The sequence below is a fragment of the Aminobacter sp. UC22_36 genome (assembly GCF_044056035.1).
Taxonomy (GTDB): Bacteria; Pseudomonadota; Alphaproteobacteria; order Rhizobiales; family Rhizobiaceae; genus Aminobacter.
On record NZ_CP171996.1, the window covers coordinates 4,973,162 to 4,989,108 of the forward strand.

The following is a 15,947-nucleotide window of genomic DNA, read 5'->3' on the forward strand; positions in this document are numbered from 1 at the left end:
AAGGTGCCGCCGGGACAATGCCGCATGACACGCCCCTCATCGCTACTATCGTCGCCGGTCTGGGGCTGGCATTCATCTTCGGCGCGCTCGCCAATCGCTTCAAGGTTCCGCCGCTCGTCGGTTATCTGGTCGCCGGTGTTCTTGTCGGGCCCAACACGCCCGGTTTCGTCGCCGACCAGGAGCTAGCGCTCGAACTCGCCGAGATCGGCGTCATCCTGCTGATGTTTGGCGTTGGCCTGCATTTCTCGCTCAAGGACCTTCTCTCGGTCCGCGCCATCGCCGTGCCCGGCGCCATCGTCCAGATTGCCTTTGCCACGGCACTCGGCGCCGGCCTTGCCTCGATGCTCGGCTGGTCGATCGGGGCCGGCCTGGTCTTCGGCCTGGCGCTGTCGGTTGCCTCGACGGTCGTGCTTTTGCGGGCGCTGCAGGAACGGCGCATGATCGAGACCGAACGTGGCCGCATCGCCGTCGGCTGGCTGATCGTCGAGGACCTGGCGATGGTGCTGGCGCTGGTGCTGCTGCCCGCCCTTGCCGGCGTGCTCGGCGGCGAGGCGCAGACAACCCAGGCGCCCGACATCCTTGCCCTGCGTTTCGACTTCGGCATCTGGGGCGTCATCGGCATCACGCTGGCCAAGGTCGCCGCCTTCGTCGTGGTCATGCTGGTCGTCGGCCGCCGTGTCATCCCCTGGGTGCTGCACTACGTCGCCCATACCGGTTCACGCGAGTTGTTCCGGCTGGCGGTGCTGGCGATCGCGCTCGGCGTCGCCTTCGGCGCGGCCAAGCTGTTCGGCGTCTCGCTGGCGCTCGGCGCCTTCTTCGCCGGCATGATCATGAGCGAGTCCGAGCTCAGCCATCAGGCGGCGGAAGAAACCCTGCCGCTGCGCGACGCGTTTTCGGTGCTGTTCTTCGTCTCGGTCGGCATGCTGTTCGACCCGACAAGCCTGCTCAGCAACACCTGGCCGATCCTCGCCACGCTGTTCATCATCATCATCGGCAAGTCGGTCGCCGCCTTCCTGATCGTCATCGCCTTCGGCTATCCGGTGGCCACCGCACTGATCATTTCGGCCAGCCTGGCGCAGATCGGCGAGTTCTCCTTCATCCTGGCCGAACTCGGCGTCGGGCTCGGCCTTTTGCCGGAAAAGGGCCGCGACCTGATCCTTGCCGGCGCCATCCTGTCGATCGTGCTGAACCCGCTTATCTTTGCCGGTGCGGCGCGGCTGAAACCCTGGCTGGAAAAGCGCTCCGGCAACGCCCCTGACGTTGTCGAGGTGGTTCCGATCGGACCGGCGACGGAGCCCGGCGAAGTCGCGACCACGACGTCCGTGCCGGTCATCGACGACGAAGACGTGCCGCCTCCAACCAAGCTCACCGATCACACCATCCTCATCGGCTACGGCCGCGTCGGTTCGCTCGTCGGCAAATCGCTGCGGGAGGCAGGCTTGCCGTTCCTCGTCATCGAAGACGCCGACAAGACGATTGCCAAGCTCAAGGCCGACGGCATCGAGACGGTCGCCGGCAACGCGGTCAAGGGCGAGGTCTTCGCCGCCGCCAATGCCAATGGCGCCAAGCGGCTGATCCTCGCCATCCCCAATGCCTTCGAGGCTGGCCAGATCATCCTCAAGGCCAAGGCCGCCAATCCGGGGATGCTGATCGTGGCGCGTGCCCATTCCGACGCAGAGGTCGACCATCTCACCGGGCTCGGCGCCGACAAGGTGATCATGGGCGAGCGCGAGATCGCCCGCGGCATCGTCGAGCAGGTGATGGAGTCAGGCCCCACGCCGCCGGTCAGCGGTCCGGACCCCGACGCCCCGCCGGCAGCGGCCTGATCCGGCCGAACCACGATTCTCCAGAAAGCAAAAGGCCGCGCAGTTCACTGCGCGGCCTTTGCTTCAACGACCGGACATAGCTACGACACCGACCTCAAAGGAAGGGAAACGGCATCACGAAATTGGGCTGGTAGGTGTCCATCGTCGCGCCATTGCGATCTTCATCGATCAGCGTGGTGCTGCCAAAGCTGGCGCGCAGCCCGACCATCAGCTTGTGCGAGTCGAAGCTATCCGTACCAGGGCCGCCCTCCGACAACGAGACGTTCTCGTACTGGTAGCGACCGAAAACCGACCATGGAGTGCCGTCGAAGCGGTACGTCGCCTGCAGGGCCGCAGCGATGGTGTCGATGTCGGCCGAATCGCCACCGACGCTCAAATGGGTGCGATGGAAGCCAAGCTCGCCGTCGAAGCGTAGATTGTCCTGGGCGAAGTAGCGAACCACGCCGCGAATGCCCACCAGATCGATATCGACGGGCAAGAGGTCGGCTTCCAGGCCGCCGTAATAGGCCTGGGCGTAAAGCGTCACGTTGCCCAGATAAGCCTGGGCCTCGGGGCCGACCTTCCAGTCCCAAAGATCCGCGTCCGAGCCGCTCGAGAAGCCATAGGTCTTGACCTGGGCGAAACCGCCGAAGGCATAGGAAGCCGGATCGCGCCAGAAGACGTGCGCAACGCCACCGACGCCGTGGATGCTGTTGCCGTCCTGGCCGATGGCATCGACGGTGAAGTCGCCCTGGGCATTCCAGCGCTCGGCAAACGGCACGTTAATGCGGGCCGCGCCACCAGCCGCCCACAACGTCTCATCGGACAGTTCGCTGAGCCAAAGGCCACCACCATAAATCTGGCCGTAACCGGAAAGCTGGCGAACGGTCTCCTCGACAGGTTGCGTCGGATCGGCAGCGAAAGCCGATGTTGCAAGCGTCGCAAACCCGGCAGCAGCGAGCAGTTTCTTCATGGATGGCCCCTCGTCAAAAACGCAATGCAACATTCCATAACGCTAATTTACGCAAGGGAAAGATAACCAGATCCAACCGGGAACAACCCTGACTTGTTTTCCGGCGACAGTGATACATTGCGGCAACAGATAGGCAATGCGTCGGCCCTCACCTCTCGATGCGGGACCGGCCGGCACTGCGGCGCAGATCTTTGCGACGCGAAGTGAGTTCGGTTGACGACTCAGGGCGGACACTCAGGGCGCCCGCTTCCTGGCGGCCTAGTTCGGCAGGAATGGCGTACCCACGACGCGCACATTGCGCGTGGTCGCTGGCGTTGCCCTGGGCGTCTCCGGCACGAACGCTGTGACCGTGCCGTCGAGCACCATCTCGGGTTTGGCCTGAGGCACCGGGATGATCGCCGCGTCCATGTTCTTCGGCGTCACCGTCCGCGCCCGCATCTCGTCGGCGCGGCGATAGTAACGCGGCAGGTCGCAACCCTGGAAATCGGCCTTGTCGCGATAGGCGAAAGCGGATGGCAGATCCTTGTAGGACTGGCGCGTCCTCACCGAGGCCATCTCCTCGGTTTCCCGCCCGATGTCGTCGAGTTCATAGACGTCCATCGCCTTGTCGTTGCAGATGTAGCGGCAGCGATCGAGCGTGTTGTCGTAGTAGCCGGCATTGACGAACTGCGCATTGGGAGCAGGGAAATAATAGCCGTCCGCCAGCCGCACGCAGTACAGCATCGCCTGCCCGGTATATGACAAAGGCCGTTCCGTCCTGCGGCGCTCCGGACGTACGGCCGCCACCTGCGTGCAGCCCATCGCCGACAGGCGCGCCCTGATCGCCGCATTGTTGCCCCGGCCCGACGCGTTTTGAATGTCGCGCTCGACGCTTGCCCGTCGCCCGGCAAGGTCGCGGCAGGGGTCGAAGAACCCGCCACTGCTGCGGCCGCTGCACTGCCGTTGACGCTCAAGCGCCTTGATCGCCTGAAGTTGCCTGGTCAGATACGCGGGAGCCGCATTGCTGCCGCCGAGCTGAGTTCGAAGCGCGCTGCAGGCATCGGCGTTGGCCGGGGAAAGACCGACAAGCAAAGCGAAAACGCACAACGCAAGCCTCGCCACAATATTCCGAACTTCTAATGCAATGAAAGTCAATTGCCCAAGCTCCGCCAGACTTCAGCAAGCTCAAGTCAATATCACGATGGCATTTTACTTCAAAACATCATCCGACAATTATGTTAACGGCAATGAGCGCCATGCCGACTGGCCAACGCCCTCTGTCGGTGACTGTCGAGGCAATTTCTGGGCTAGTTTCCCAACAGCACATCGAGAATGGACGTCTCGCGACGCTGAGGCGGACCGCCGACCTCGCCTGGAGGAACTGGACGGCGGATCGAGGCGGTCGAGGATTGCTCCTGCGGCGCGGTGCCGGCGGCGCCGACCTGTTCGACCGGCCGAGGCTGTTGCTTTCGCGCCGGCTGAGGTGCCGCGGGAAACGTGTTTTCGTCGAGCGGCTGGCTCTCGACTGCTACCTCGGGTGCCGCGCTGCCCGGCGTCCAGGAGCCAGGCAAGGCGGCCATCGGCACGCCCTCGTGGGCCGCCACCATGAATTCGTGCCAGGCGAGTGCCGGCAACGCGCCGCCGGTGACCTTCTTCATTGGCTTGCCGTCGTCATTGCCGAACCACACGCCAGTGGTCAGGTTGGCGGTGAAGCCGACGAACCAGGCATCGCGCGAGTTCTGGCTGGTGCCGGTCTTGCCGGCTGCGGGCCAGGCGAAGGCTGCCTTCTTGGCCGTGCCCTCCTCGACCGCGCCGGTCATCATCGCGTTCATCATGCCAACAACTTCGGGGCTGATGACACGCGGGCCGCCGCCTGCCGTGTTCTCATACAGCACCTTGCCGTCGGTGGTGGTGACGCGGCGGATGATGTGCACCTCGGGCCGGTAGCCGCCATTGGCGAAGGGCACATAGGCGGCGGTGAGTTCGAGCGGCGTCACCTCTGATGTGCCGAGCGAGATCGAGACATTGGGCTGCAACTCGGACTCGATGCCCATGCGATGGGCGGCTTCGACGACCGCGTTCGGCCCGACCTCCATGGCGAGCTGTGCCGCCACCGAGTTCAGCGACTTCGCCAATGCCGTCTTCAGCGTCACCCGGCCATAATATTTGCCGTTGTAGTTTTCCGGCGTCCACTTGCCGATCTTGATCGGCGCGTCGTTGCGCATGCTGTCGGGCGTGCGGCCCTGCTCGAGCGCTGCCATGTAGACGAAGGGCTTGAACGCCGAGCCTGGCTGGCGCCGTGCCTCGGAGGCGCGGTCGAACTGGCTGGTCGAATAATCATAGCCGCCAACCATGGCACGCACCGCACCCGAATTGTCGATCGAGACCAGCGCGCCCTGGCTGACGTTGAGCTTCTGGCCGTTCTCGTCGATCAGCCGGCGGATCGATTTCTCGGCCAGGTCCTGCAATGTCATGTCGACCGTCGTATCAACGACGATGTCGGACTGCACCTCGCCGATGAGCTCGGGAAGCTCCTGCATGACGCGGTCGGCGACGTAGTTTTCCGAACCGGTCCAGAACGAGGCGACACGGGTCGCCGGCGCGATCATGGCGTTGGCCAGTTCCTTCTCGCCGATCATGCCCTGGTCGCGCATGGCCCCCAGTACCAGCTGGGCGCGGTCGCCGGCAGCCTTGGGATCGCGCGCCGGCGACAGCCGCGACGGCGCCTTGAGCAAGCCGGCGAGCAAGGCGGCCTCGGCCAGCGTCACGTCACGCGAGGATTTGCCGAAATAGCGCCGCGAGGCGGCCTCGACGCCGTAGGAACCGGAGCCGAAGAACACCCGGTTGAGGTACATCTCCAGGATCTGGTCCTTGGTGTGCTTCTGCTCCAGCCACATTGCCAGCAGGACTTCCTGGACCTTGCGCTCCAGCGTGCGGTCGGGCTTCAGGAAAAGGTTCTTGGCCAGCTGCTGGGTCAGCGTCGAGCCGCCCTGGGTAAAGCGCCCGTTGAGAAAACGCGTCGACACCGCGCGCGCCAAGCCGATCGGGTCGAAGCCGAAATGCGAATAGAAGCGCTTGTCCTCGATCGCGATCACCGCTTGCGGGATGTAAGGCGACATCTGGTGCAGGCCGACGGCCTCGCCACCGGTCATGCCGCGATTGGCGACAAGCTGGCCGTCGACGCCGACGATCTTGATGTTGGGCGAGCGGTCGGGAATGGCCCAGGTCGTGGCGCTCGGCATCTTGGCGCCGTAGTAAACGACGATGCCGGCGGCGGCGATGCCGCCCCAGATGGCGAGAACGAAGCACCAGTAGACCAGTCGGCCGAAGATGCCGAACAGGCCGCGCTTGGGCTTGCGCGAGCGGCCGCGCGGGGTGGCGCGCGCCTTGGAAGATTTACGCTTGGCCGGGGCTTTGCGGCGGCTGGGCACGACGCGATCCTCCTCGCGCACCGAAAAGTCATCGTCGTCCGCAGCATTACGCGGTCCGTCGAAGCTGGGTTCGATGCGTCTGTCGTTCCGGTTCGCCATACCTGTTTGTCCGGCCCCCATGCCAATGGCGTTCCGGTTGGACAGTAAATGCGGCGATTTAAGGGGGCGTTAAACATCCAGTCCCGCGGGCCTGTGGGCAAAGCACGACGACCGGCCAGGGCAGACCTTGCGACCGACACAGCAAAACCGCCGTCCTTGCGGGCGGCGGCTTGCGGGGTCTCGTCAACTCATTGCGGGATCGGATCATTCGGGCGCGGGTCGTTCGGCTTGTCGGGGCGATCCGGCTTGTCGCTGCCTTTGTGGCAGGGGCTCGACGGATCGTTCCTGTCGCAGCAATTGCTGCTCTGCAGGTAGCGCGGATCCTTCGGCTTCCATTCGCAGCGGCGGATCTCGGTCGACTGGCACGCTGTCACGGCGGAAGCTGCGACAACGGCCAGAATGATGTTACGAAGTGCACTCATGGTTCTCTCCTTTGAAACGAATTTTCCCACCTCACGAGACTGGGTCGTCGCAGGGCGGGGAAAGGTTCAAAGGAGAGTTGAGATTTTTACGCTGTCGTAGCGCGGGGGCCGCAAGTCAGGATATCGGCGCCATAGGAACGGGCTTGACCAATGCCGCGCGGCACGACCGTCATAGGCTTCATCGGAGGATGCTGGGCAATGTTTTTCGTTGTCACGGCCCGATGGTCTTGTTGAGCGCCGCCGAGATGCGCTCGCGCAGGATCTCGGCCATGTCGGTGTCCATATGAAGGCGAACGCGGCCGCCGCGGGCATCGACAAGCGTCACCGCAACACCGTCGAGCGTATCGTCCTTGGCGGCCTCGACAGCCGCCACCATGAACTGATGTTCGTTTCGATCGGGTTTTTCGGCCATGGCTGTTCTCCCAGGCAAGCGACCCGATCATACGCCTATTCTTCCTCGTCGTCGCTGCCGCCTGATTTGGCCCAGGAGTGCGGCGTAATGCGCTTTTGGGTATCGCTGTCGACATAGGCCCACCAGCCTTCGTCGCTTTCGTCCCACTGCCCGCCAGCGGCTTTCAGACGGGCCAGCGACCTGAACTGCGCGACCGATTCATTTTCCTGGCCGTCGCGGTCGGTCCAGTAGACGGTGACCTTCGAGCCATCGGTCGGCGCCGTGGCGATCGGCAGTTTGGCGCTCATGTGGTTCCCCTCGGATTCTGCTCACCAACGATAGACCGCGCGGCCCGGTAAAGCCACGCGGCAGCAAAAGTCATCGACGGGTTAGCAAAGCGGCGAGCAGGCCGAAAACGGCGACGCCGACAAGTGCTGTCGTCATCGGGTTGTCCTGGGCGGTCTTCTGCGCCGCGCGCGCCTGCTTGCGCATCGCCGGCAGGGCCTCGGTAAAGCGGTCGTAGAACCCGTCGTAAAGTTCGGAAGCGCTGTCGCGGCTGTCGGCGAGCGCGGCCGCGCTGCGCTTCGACATCGCCTTGGTCAATGAAGCGACCTGCTTGGTCAGCTGGGAAACCTGGTCTTCAAGCTCGGTCTGGATTTCTTCACGGGTCGTGGCCATTCGGGTACATCCTTTCACTAGATTACGCAGCCCAAACGGCTCAGCCGCCAAGTTCGTTCCCTAAAAAGGCTTTTCCAACGCCGCGTGCCCCGAAAGCCGGTTCCGGCTTTCGGGGAAAAAGATGTGTAAGTTCAATAGGCTGTGAAATCTCAGCTGTGGGCGAAGATGTCTTCTTCGTCCCAGCCCATCAGATCGAGCTTGGCGCGGGCAGGCAGGAAGCGGAAGCAGGCCTCGGCTTCCTTGGCTCGGCCATCGCGCTCCAGCCGGCCGGCCAGCACGTCGCGCAAGCGGTGCAGATAAAGCACGTCGGAGGCGGCATATTCGAGCTGCTCCGGCGACAGCGTCTCGGCGGCCCAGTCGGACGACTGCTGCTGCTTCGACAGGCTGACGCCGAGAAGCTCGTTGCAGATGTCCTTGAGGCCGTGGCGGTCAGTGTAGGTACGGGTCAGACGCGAGGCGATCTTGGTGCAGAACACCGGCTCGGCCATCACGCCGAAGGCGTTGTAGAGCACGGCGATGTCGAAGCGGCCGAAGTGGAACAGCTTCGTTACCTTGCGGTCCTTGAGCAGGCTTACAAGGTTCGGCGCCTTCTTCTGCCCCGGCGCGATCTGGATCACATCGGCGGTGCCGTCGCCGGGCGATATCTGCACGACACAGAGCCGGTCGCGATGCGGATTTCAGCCCCAGCGTCTCGGTGTCGATGGCGACCGCATCGACATCGTAGTGCTGGAGGTCGGGCAGGTCGTTTTTGTGAAAACGGATGGTCATCGTTGTCTCCGATCGCGGCTTGGCTTCTCACTTGCCGCGATCGGAGGAAAAATCAACAGAAACCTTAGCTTCGAGCTCAGCTGCGCTTGGTCAGCGCATCAAGAATGCGTGCCCAGGAGCGCTGGCCCTTGTGGAACGAGCTCAGGTCGTACTTCTCGTTGGGCGAATGGATGCGGTCGTCGGGCAGGCCGAAACCGACCAAAAGCGATTCCATGCCGAGATAGGTCTGGAAGTCGCCGACGATCGGGATCGAGCCCCCCATGGCGATCATCACCGCCTGTTTCGACCACTCGTCCGACAGCGCATCCTTGGCCTTGCCCAGGAAGGGCGAGTCGTAGGACAGCTGGATCGCCGGCCCACCGCCATGTTCGTGGAACTCGACGCTGCAATCGGCCGGGATGCGCGCCCGGACGAACTCGCGGAAGGCGGCGCGGATCTTCTCCGGATCCTGCTTGTGCACGAGGCGGAACGACACCTTGGCCAAGGCTTCCGCCGCGATCACCGTCTTGAAGCCCCTGCCGGTGTAGCCGCCGATGATGCCGTTGAACTCGGCTGTCGGGCGTGCCCAAACCAGTTCGAGCACCGAGCGGCCCTTTTCGCCCGAAGGAATGGACAGGCCGACCTCGCCGAGGAACTTCTCGGCGGTCTCGCCAAGCGTCTCCCACGACTTCAAAATCTGCGAGGGCGTTTCCTCGACGCCGTCATAGAAGCCGGGAATGGTGATGCGGCCATCGTCGTCGTGGATCGCGGCCAACACCTTGGCAAGGATGCGCACCGGATTGGCGGCAGCCCCCCCATATTCGCCCGAATGCAGGTCGCGGTTTGCCGCCTTGACCACGACTTCCTCGCCGACAAGGCCGCGCAGCGCGATCGAGATCGCCGGCGTATCGCGGTCCCACATGCCGGTGTCGCAGACCATGGCGAAATCGGCCTTGAGCTCTTCGGCATTGGCATCGAGGAACGGCTTGAGCGACGGTGAACCGGACTCTTCTTCGCCCTCGAACAAAAGCGTGATCTTGCACGGCAGGCCGCCATGCTCCTCTTTCCAGGCGCGGCAAGCCTCGACGAACAGCATCAGCTGCCCCTTGTCGTCGGACGAACCGCGACCGGTGATGACCTTGCGGCCAGGCTCGATCTCCTTGATCTTGGGATCGAAGGGATCGTCTTCCCATAGGTTCAGCGGATCGACCGGCTGGACGTCGTAGTGGCCGTAAAACAGCACATGCGGCGAGCCGGCCGGGCCGTCATGGTGGGCGACGACCATCGGGTGGCCCGATGTAACGCGCACGCTGGCGTCGAAACCGATGTTCTTGAGGTCGGCGACCAGCCATTCGGCAGCCTTGCGGCAATCGCCTGCAAAGGCCGGGTCGGTGGAGATCGACTTGATGCGAAGCAGGCCGAAAAGGCGCTCCAGGGACTTGTCGAGATTTTTGTCGAGACGGTCGAGAACGGGCGCGAGAGCGGACATTGTGATGCCTTTCGATTCTTCTGGAGCGCAACCTAGTTGGCCAACAGGAAAACGAAAAGCCGGCAAGATTGGGCCAGAAGCCAACGCCGCAGAAGCTTGTCGGAGCGCGGACAAAAAAGTGCCGCCGTGGTGGAGGGGGGAACCACGGCGGCACTTTCTTGAAACGGTGCGGCAGCCCGGAGAGGGGGATGAGGCTGCCGCAGGGTCCGGATAGGCGGGGGACGGGCCTGAGACCGGACTTCGGCAAAAACTGCCGATGCCCATTATTTGTTCCTTTGAACATGGCGATTCAAGGGCACGAAGATTACACTTTTGTAACATGCGCGTGATCGGCGGCTGCGCCGTTTCAACCCTCGCGCAGCCGGCGACGGTACTCGTTTACCGGCATTCCGCCGACGCCCCAGTCTTCCAAATCGACTTCATCTATAACCACTGACGTCGTCGCCGGATCCTTGTCCAGGATATCGACGAGAAGATCGGTGGTGCCCTTGATCAGGGCGGCTTTCTGCTCCGGCGTCACGCCTTCGCGGGTGATCTTGATATTGACGTAAGGCATTCTTCCGCGCTCGTTCCCAGCTGCTCAGTTCGACTGCATGTCGAAGTGAAAGACCTTGGCCATGATCAGCCAGCGGCCATCGAGCTTCACCAGCGTCAGGAAGTCGGTGAAATGCTTCGGACCAATGGCGCAATTGAGCTTCGCGACGGCCGTCACCGGACCGGCGAACTCGATCGAAACGATGCTGTCGACCCTCGGCTCCGATCGGCTGGCCGGCGACGGCCGCTTGTCGACGATCGGGAAGTACTCTTGCATCGTCAGATGCATTAGCTCGCCTTCGGTCGCGCAGGCGTAGATCGCCTGCGGGTGGAAGATCCTGGATAGCCGCTTGGTGTCGCTGAAGTAGAGCCCATCGAAATAGTCCGCGAGCGCGTGGGCGACCTCGGCATAGGCGGCGGCGTGGTCGGCGGCGGTCATGCCAATCCCTCAGCGGCCATGGCAGCTATGACTGACGGGCGCTGACGCACGCGTTCAACGAAGGCAGTCAAGCGCGGCCATTGCGTCAGGCCGATGCCTGTCGGGCCGGTCCAAGTGGCGACAACGAAGAGGTAGGCATCGGCAACCGAGAATCCGTCGCCGAGCAGGTAGGCACGGCCATCGGAAAACTGCTTTTCCAGATGGTCGAGGCGCCGCCCGACATTCGCCGCTGCCGCGTCCCTGGCCTCGCCGGTCGCACCGTGAAACAGTGGCGCGAAAGCCTTGTGCAGCTCCGAAGCGATGAAGTTCAGGTGCTCCTGCAGGCGGGCGCGCGCCAGCGTACCCGGTTCCGGCGCCAGCTGTCGCGCGCCGTTGCTGTCGGCGAGATACTGGACGATTGCCGCACCCTCGGTCAGTACGTCGCCATCGGCGAGCCGCAGCGCCGGCACGTAGCCCTTGGGGTTGATGGCGCGGAAATCGGCCCCGGTTTCCGTCACCTTGGTGGCAACGTCGACGCGTTCGATGTCGAAGTCGTGGCCAAGTTCGCGCAGCACGATATGCGGAGACAGCGAGCAGGCGCCGGGTGAATAATAGAGTTTCATGGAGACGTTTCCTTCGTCACGGTTTGACGCGGCATGGCTAGCAGACCATCGTTACCTTTGGATACCTGCTAACTTGAGGTGATCGACACTTTGAGGTATCCAAGCGGTAACACCGGTTTCCCGGAGGTAACGGAACACAATCATGGCCCTGAAGGTCCGCAAGAACAGAGCCCCCGAGCCGCCGGAGTCATGTCCGCTCAGCGAATGCATGTCGTTGCTCGGCGGTGCCTGGACGCCCAACATCATCTGGTATCTCAGCGCCGGCCCGCGCCGCTTTGGCGAGCTGCGCCACGACATCCCCATGGTGTCGGCCAAGGTGCTGACGGCACGGCTGCGCGACCTCGAACAGAAAGGCGCTGTCTGGCGCCGTGTGATGCCGACGTCGCCGCCTTCGGTCGAATACGGGCTGACCGAGCTGGGGCAGGAGTTCTTGCCGGCAATTTCGACGATCGTCGCTGTCGGTCACAAGCTCAAGCAGCGCAAAGCCGCCCAGGCAGGGGGCCAGTCCGGCAGCATGACGATAGCGGCCTCCTGACATCAGTCCACCACAAGCAGTGGTGGAAATCCCGTCCTTTGCAGAACAGGCGTGGTCCGCCTAGTCTCGAGCAAACCTTGAAAGCCAACAGTGGAATGACCAATCCATGCCTCTGCAAGTCCGACCCGCTCTGCCGCAAGATGCACGCGCAATGGCGCAAATCCTGAACGAAATCATCGAGATCGGCGGGACAACGGCTCACCGCCAGCAATTCGACGAAGAGCGCATCATCACCTACTTCATTTCACCGAAACTCGGAATCAGCTGCTTCGTGGCACTGGAGGGGGAACAGCTGCTCGGGTTCCAGTCACTCGAATGGTCCGACCCGGACTGGCCGGGTGATCGGTTGCCCGCCGATTGGGCCATCGTCGCAACCTTCGTGGACCCACATGCGCACAAGAGAGGCGCTGGACGGGCGTTGTTCGCCAACACGGTGGAAGCTGCGAAAAAGGCCGGCGTCAGCTTCATCGACGCGACCATTCGCAAGGAAAATGCGGGCGGCCAGGCATTCTACCAAGGAATTGGCTTCACCGACTATCGCGACGGAGCCGAGACCATTTCAAAGCGTTTTGCGCCGCTCTGAAAGGCAAAGCCTGCCTTTGCGGAGCTTGAATGTTGCCGATTGCAGCACATCGGCAACCGCCTTTGCGGCGACGCCCGGATCCCCGCAGCATCCGGCGCCTCGGCGCCGGCCTACGCCGCGTCGCAGTGGGCAGAGCGTGTGATTGCGCGAGCGCCAGACGCATACGGCCGCTGCTCGTCAACGACTTGTCAGTAGACGGCGGCAAAGCCCGCTTGACCATGGACAGCCGCGCTGCGCCAAGTTACCCGTATCGCCATGAAAAAAGGCGATCATCTCTTCCTTGTCGACGGCTCCGGCTACATCTTCCGCGCCTATCACGCGCTGCCGCCGCTGACCCGCAAATCGGACGGCCTGCCGGTCGGCGCCGTCTCTGGTTTCTGCAACATGCTGTGGAAGCTGATGCTCGATGCGCGCAACACCGACGCCGGTGTCGTGCCGACCCATTTCGCCGTCATCTTCGACTATTCTTCAAAGACCTTCCGCAACGAGCTGTACCCTGAATACAAGGCCAATCGCTCGGCGCCGCCCGAGGATCTGATCCCGCAGTTCGGCCTGATCCGCCAGGCGACCAAGGCCTTTGAGCTGCCCTGCATCGAGATGGAAGGTTTCGAGGCCGACGATCTGATCGCAACCTACGCCAGACTCGCCTGCGAGGCCGGCGGCGACACCACCATCGTTTCGTCCGACAAGGACCTGATGCAGCTCGTCGGGCCCACCGTGACGATGTACGACCCGATGAAGGACCGCCAGATCAACATTCCCGAGGTCATCGAGAAATGGGGCGTGCCGCCCGAAAAGATGATCGATTTGCAGGCGTTGACCGGCGACTCGGTCGACAACGTGCCGGGTGTTCCCGGCATCGGGCCGAAGACAGCAGCGCAGCTGCTTGAGCAGTTCGGCGACCTTGATGCGCTGCTTGCCCGCGCCTCCGAGATCAAGCAGGACAAAAGGCGCCAGTCGATCATCGACAATGCCGACAAGGCACGCATTTCGCGCGAGCTGGTGCGGCTCAAGATCGACGTGCCGGTGACCGATGCGCTCGAAGACTTCGTGCTGCAGCCACCCAACGGGCCGAAGCTGATCGGCTTCCTCAAGACCATGGAATTCACCTCGCTGACCCGGCGCGTGGCCGAAGCCACGGGCACCGAAGCCGGCGAGATCGAGGCCGTACCGGTTGCCGTGCAATGGGGAGCCGATGCGCATGGCCCGGATGTCGGCTCGGGGACCGCACCGGCGACGGCGACGGCCGCAGCTCCCGCGGCGCGTGCGAACGGCGGCAACGCTGCGGCGGCCGTCCCCTCGTCTGCCCCTGCCGACGGCAACGGCAATGGGCTGGACACACCCACGGCGCTTGCCAACAAGATCGCGGCGGCCGCGGCGGCGCAAAAATTCGACCACGCCGCCTATGTCACCATCCGTGATCTCGCGACGCTGAAGGCCTGGGTGGCCGAAGCTACCGAAGCCGGCGTCATGGCCTTCGACACCGAGACCAATTCGCTTGATCCGATGCAGGCCGAACTGGTCGGCATTTCGTTCGCCACAGCACCCGGGCGTGCCGCCTATGTCCCGCTTGCCCACAAGAGCGGGCGCGGCGATCTTCTCGGTGGCGGGCTCGTTGAGAACCAGATCCCGGTGCGCGACGCCATCGCTGTCCTCAAGCCGCTGCTTGAAGACGCGTCGGTGCTGAAGATCGCGCAGAACCTGAAATACGACCTGGTGGTGATGAACCGCCACGGCGTCGACGTCAGATCCTTCGACGACACGATGCTGCTGTCTTATGTGCTCGATGGCGGCACCAATGGCGGCCACGGCATGGACCCGCTGTCGGAAAAATGGCTCGGCCACACGCCGATCGCCTTCAAGGACGTCGCCGGCTCCGGCAAGAGCTTCGTCGGCTTCGACCAAGTCGACATCGACAAGGCGACAGCTTACGCCGCCGAAGATGCGGACGTCACCTTGCGGCTATGGCACGTGCTCAAGCCGCGCCTCGCCGCCAAAGGCCTGACTTCGGTCTACGAGCGCCTGGAACGCCCGCTGGTGCCGGTGCTGGCCCAGATGGAGCAGCGCGGCATTTCGGTCGACCGCCAGATCTTGTCGCGGCTGTCGGGCGAGCTCGCCCAGGGTGCTGCGCGGCTGGAAGACGAGATCAACAATCTCGCCGGCGAGCGCTTCAACATCGGTTCACCCAAGCAGCTCGGCGACATATTGTTCGGTCGCATGGGCCTGCCCGGTGGCACCAAGACCAAGACCGGCCAGTGGTCGACCTCGGCCCAGGTGCTGGAAGACCTCGCCGCCGAAGGCCACGAGCTGCCGCGCAAGATCGTCGACTGGCGCCAGCTGACCAAGCTGAAATCGACCTACACCGACGCCCTGCCCGGCTTCATCAATCCGGAGACCAAGCGCGTCCACACCTCCTATGCGCTCGCCGCCACCACCACCGGCCGGCTGTCGTCGTCGGACCCGAACCTGCAGAACATCCCGATCCGCACCGCCGAAGGGCGCAAGATCCGCACCGCCTTCATCGCCGACAAGGGCAACAAGCTGATCTCGGCCGACTACAGCCAGATTGAGCTGCGCGTGCTTGCCCATGTCGCCGACATCGGCCAGCTCAAACAGGCCTTCGCCGACGGCGTCGACATCCATGCCATGACCGCATCGGAAATGTTTTCAGTGCCGGTCGAAGGCATGCCGTCGGAAGTACGCCGCCGCGCCAAGGCGATCAATTTCGGCATCATCTATGGCATCTCGGCCTTCGGTCTCGCCAACCAGCTGTCGATCCCGCGCGAAGAGGCCTCCGACTACATCAAGAAGTACTTCGAACGCTTCCCCGGCATCCGCGCCTACATGGACGAGACCAAGGCGTTCTGCCGCGACAACGGCTATGTCGAGACGATCTTCGGCCGTCGCATCCACTACCCGGAAATCCGCTCGTCGAACCCGTCGGTACGCGCCTTCAACGAACGCGCCTCGATCAACGCGCGCCTGCAGGGCACCGCCGCCGACATCATCCGCCGGGCGATGATCCGCATGGACGACGCGCTGGTAGCCGCCAATCTGTCGGCGCGCATGCTGCTGCAGGTGCACGACGAACTGATCTTCGAAACCGTTGAAAGCGAAGTCGAAGCGACGATCCCGGTCGTGCGCCATGTGATGGAAAACGCCGCCATGCCGGCCGCGTCGATGTCGGTGCCGCTGCATGTCGACGCCAACGCCGCCAACAGTTGGGACGAAGCGCACTGA

The 15,947-nt window shown here is 63.5% G+C and carries 15 protein-coding genes and 1 pseudogene; 4 read left to right on the plus strand and 12 right to left on the minus strand.

The features are described 5' to 3' along the window. The first annotated feature begins 17 nt into the window (after positions 1 to 17). Positions 18 to 1,826 carry a YbaL family putative K(+) efflux transporter gene (ybaL, locus tag ACHMW7_RS27890; RefSeq protein WP_395451459.1) on the plus strand — a complete coding sequence of 603 codons (1,809 nt, stop codon included), beginning with the start codon at positions 18 to 20 and terminating at the stop codon, positions 1,824 to 1,826. A 94-nt stretch (positions 1,827 to 1,920) separates the two neighbouring features. Here ybaL and ACHMW7_RS27895 read toward each other — a convergent pair whose 3' ends face one another. The 12 genes and pseudogenes from ACHMW7_RS27895 to gstA all read right to left on the minus strand — a co-directional run bounded on the left by ACHMW7_RS27895 (position 1,921) and on the right by gstA (position 11,589). Further along, positions 1,921 to 2,778, minus strand: coding sequence for a hypothetical protein (locus ACHMW7_RS27895; protein WP_395448602.1), 858 nt, complete (start codon positions 2,776 to 2,778; stop codon positions 1,921 to 1,923). A 258-nt stretch (positions 2,779 to 3,036) separates the two neighbouring features. After that, the gene (locus ACHMW7_RS27900; RefSeq protein WP_395448603.1) at positions 3,037 to 3,864 is read right to left on the minus strand and encodes a DUF2865 domain-containing protein; all 828 of its coding nucleotides are present in this window, start codon (positions 3,862 to 3,864) and stop codon (positions 3,037 to 3,039) included. A 200-nt stretch (positions 3,865 to 4,064) separates the two neighbouring features. After that, on the minus strand, positions 4,065 to 6,287 hold the full coding sequence (locus ACHMW7_RS27905; protein WP_395448604.1) for a PBP1A family penicillin-binding protein: 2,223 nt from the start codon (positions 6,285 to 6,287) through the stop codon (positions 4,065 to 4,067). Between the two features lie 188 nt (positions 6,288 to 6,475). Then, positions 6,476 to 6,709: a hypothetical protein gene (locus ACHMW7_RS27910; protein ID WP_395448605.1), complete on the minus strand. Its 234-nt coding sequence runs from the start codon at positions 6,707 to 6,709 to the stop codon at positions 6,476 to 6,478. Positions 6,710 to 6,920: 211 nt separating this feature from the next. Further along, positions 6,921 to 7,121, minus strand: a complete 201-nt coding sequence (locus ACHMW7_RS27915) for a hypothetical protein (RefSeq protein WP_395448606.1) — start codon at positions 7,119 to 7,121, stop codon at positions 6,921 to 6,923. A 35-nt stretch (positions 7,122 to 7,156) separates the two neighbouring features. After that, entirely contained in the window at positions 7,157 to 7,408 is a 252-nt protein-coding gene (locus ACHMW7_RS27920) for a hypothetical protein (RefSeq protein WP_395448607.1), read from the minus strand. 70 nt (positions 7,409 to 7,478) lie between these two features. Beyond that, positions 7,479 to 7,778, minus strand: coding sequence for a hypothetical protein (locus tag ACHMW7_RS27925; protein ID WP_395448608.1), 300 nt, complete (start codon positions 7,776 to 7,778; stop codon positions 7,479 to 7,481). A gap of 149 nt (positions 7,779 to 7,927) precedes the next feature. Beyond that, positions 7,928 to 8,546, minus strand: a pseudogene (locus ACHMW7_RS27930) (ribonuclease D). Between the two features lie 76 nt (positions 8,547 to 8,622). Then, positions 8,623 to 10,014 carry a dipeptidase gene (locus tag ACHMW7_RS27935; protein ID WP_395448609.1) on the minus strand — a complete coding sequence of 464 codons (1,392 nt, stop codon included), beginning with the start codon at positions 10,012 to 10,014 and terminating at the stop codon, positions 8,623 to 8,625. A gap of 346 nt (positions 10,015 to 10,360) precedes the next feature. Beyond that, complete coding sequence (locus tag ACHMW7_RS27940; RefSeq protein WP_395448610.1) at positions 10,361 to 10,570, minus strand: 4-oxalocrotonate tautomerase family protein; 210 nt, start codon at positions 10,568 to 10,570, stop codon at positions 10,361 to 10,363. A 24-nt stretch (positions 10,571 to 10,594) separates the two neighbouring features. Continuing rightward, a complete protein-coding gene (locus ACHMW7_RS27945) occupies positions 10,595 to 10,987 on the minus strand; it encodes a nuclear transport factor 2 family protein (RefSeq protein ID WP_395448611.1) in 393 nt (130 codons plus the stop codon). Further along, positions 10,984 to 11,589 (minus strand): glutathione transferase GstA, encoded by a 606-nt coding sequence (gene gstA / locus ACHMW7_RS27950; protein ID WP_395448612.1) that lies wholly within the window; start codon positions 11,587 to 11,589, stop codon positions 10,984 to 10,986. Before gstA ends, ACHMW7_RS27945 begins: the two co-directional genes overlap by 4 nt. A 142-nt stretch (positions 11,590 to 11,731) precedes the next feature. Here gstA and ACHMW7_RS27955 point away from each other — a divergent pair, with 142 nt between their 5' ends. From ACHMW7_RS27955 to polA, 3 genes are all read left to right on the plus strand, one after another. Then, positions 11,732 to 12,124, plus strand: coding sequence for a winged helix-turn-helix transcriptional regulator (locus tag ACHMW7_RS27955; protein WP_395448613.1), 393 nt, complete (start codon positions 11,732 to 11,734; stop codon positions 12,122 to 12,124). A 151-nt stretch (positions 12,125 to 12,275) separates the two neighbouring features. Beyond that, positions 12,276 to 12,707: a GNAT family N-acetyltransferase gene (locus ACHMW7_RS27960; protein ID WP_395448614.1), complete on the plus strand. Its 432-nt coding sequence runs from the start codon at positions 12,276 to 12,278 to the stop codon at positions 12,705 to 12,707. 255 nt (positions 12,708 to 12,962) lie between these two features. After that, a complete protein-coding gene (gene polA / locus ACHMW7_RS27965) occupies positions 12,963 to 15,947 on the plus strand; it encodes a DNA polymerase I (RefSeq protein ID WP_395448615.1) in 2,985 nt (994 codons plus the stop codon).

Coding starts and splice junctions, on each gene's coding strand:
- ybaL (WP_395451459.1), top strand. CDS start 18: ATGCCGCATGACACGCCCCTCATCGCTACTATCGTCGCCGGTCTGGGG.
- ACHMW7_RS27895 (WP_395448602.1), bottom strand. CDS start 2,778: ATGAAGAAACTGCTCGCTGCTGCCGGGTTTGCGACGCTTGCAACATCG.
- ACHMW7_RS27905 (WP_395448604.1), bottom strand. CDS start 6,287: ATGGCGAACCGGAACGACAGACGCATCGAACCCAGCTTCGACGGACCG.
- ACHMW7_RS27910 (WP_395448605.1), bottom strand. CDS start 6,709: ATGAGTGCACTTCGTAACATCATTCTGGCCGTTGTCGCAGCTTCCGCC.
- ACHMW7_RS27915 (WP_395448606.1), bottom strand. CDS start 7,121: ATGGCCGAAAAACCCGATCGAAACGAACATCAGTTCATGGTGGCGGCT.
- ACHMW7_RS27920 (WP_395448607.1), bottom strand. CDS start 7,408: ATGAGCGCCAAACTGCCGATCGCCACGGCGCCGACCGATGGCTCGAAG.
- ACHMW7_RS27925 (WP_395448608.1), bottom strand. CDS start 7,778: ATGGCCACGACCCGTGAAGAAATCCAGACCGAGCTTGAAGACCAGGTT.
- ACHMW7_RS27935 (WP_395448609.1), bottom strand. CDS start 10,014: ATGTCCGCTCTCGCGCCCGTTCTCGACCGTCTCGACAAAAATCTCGAC.
- ACHMW7_RS27940 (WP_395448610.1), bottom strand. CDS start 10,570: ATGCCTTACGTCAATATCAAGATCACCCGCGAAGGCGTGACGCCGGAG.
- ACHMW7_RS27945 (WP_395448611.1), bottom strand. CDS start 10,987: ATGACCGCCGCCGACCACGCCGCCGCCTATGCCGAGGTCGCCCACGCG.
- gstA (WP_395448612.1), bottom strand. CDS start 11,589: ATGAAACTCTATTATTCACCCGGCGCCTGCTCGCTGTCTCCGCATATC.
- ACHMW7_RS27955 (WP_395448613.1), top strand. CDS start 11,732: ATGGCCCTGAAGGTCCGCAAGAACAGAGCCCCCGAGCCGCCGGAGTCA.
- ACHMW7_RS27960 (WP_395448614.1), top strand. CDS start 12,276: ATGGCGCAAATCCTGAACGAAATCATCGAGATCGGCGGGACAACGGCT.
- polA (WP_395448615.1), top strand. CDS start 12,963: ATGAAAAAAGGCGATCATCTCTTCCTTGTCGACGGCTCCGGCTACATC.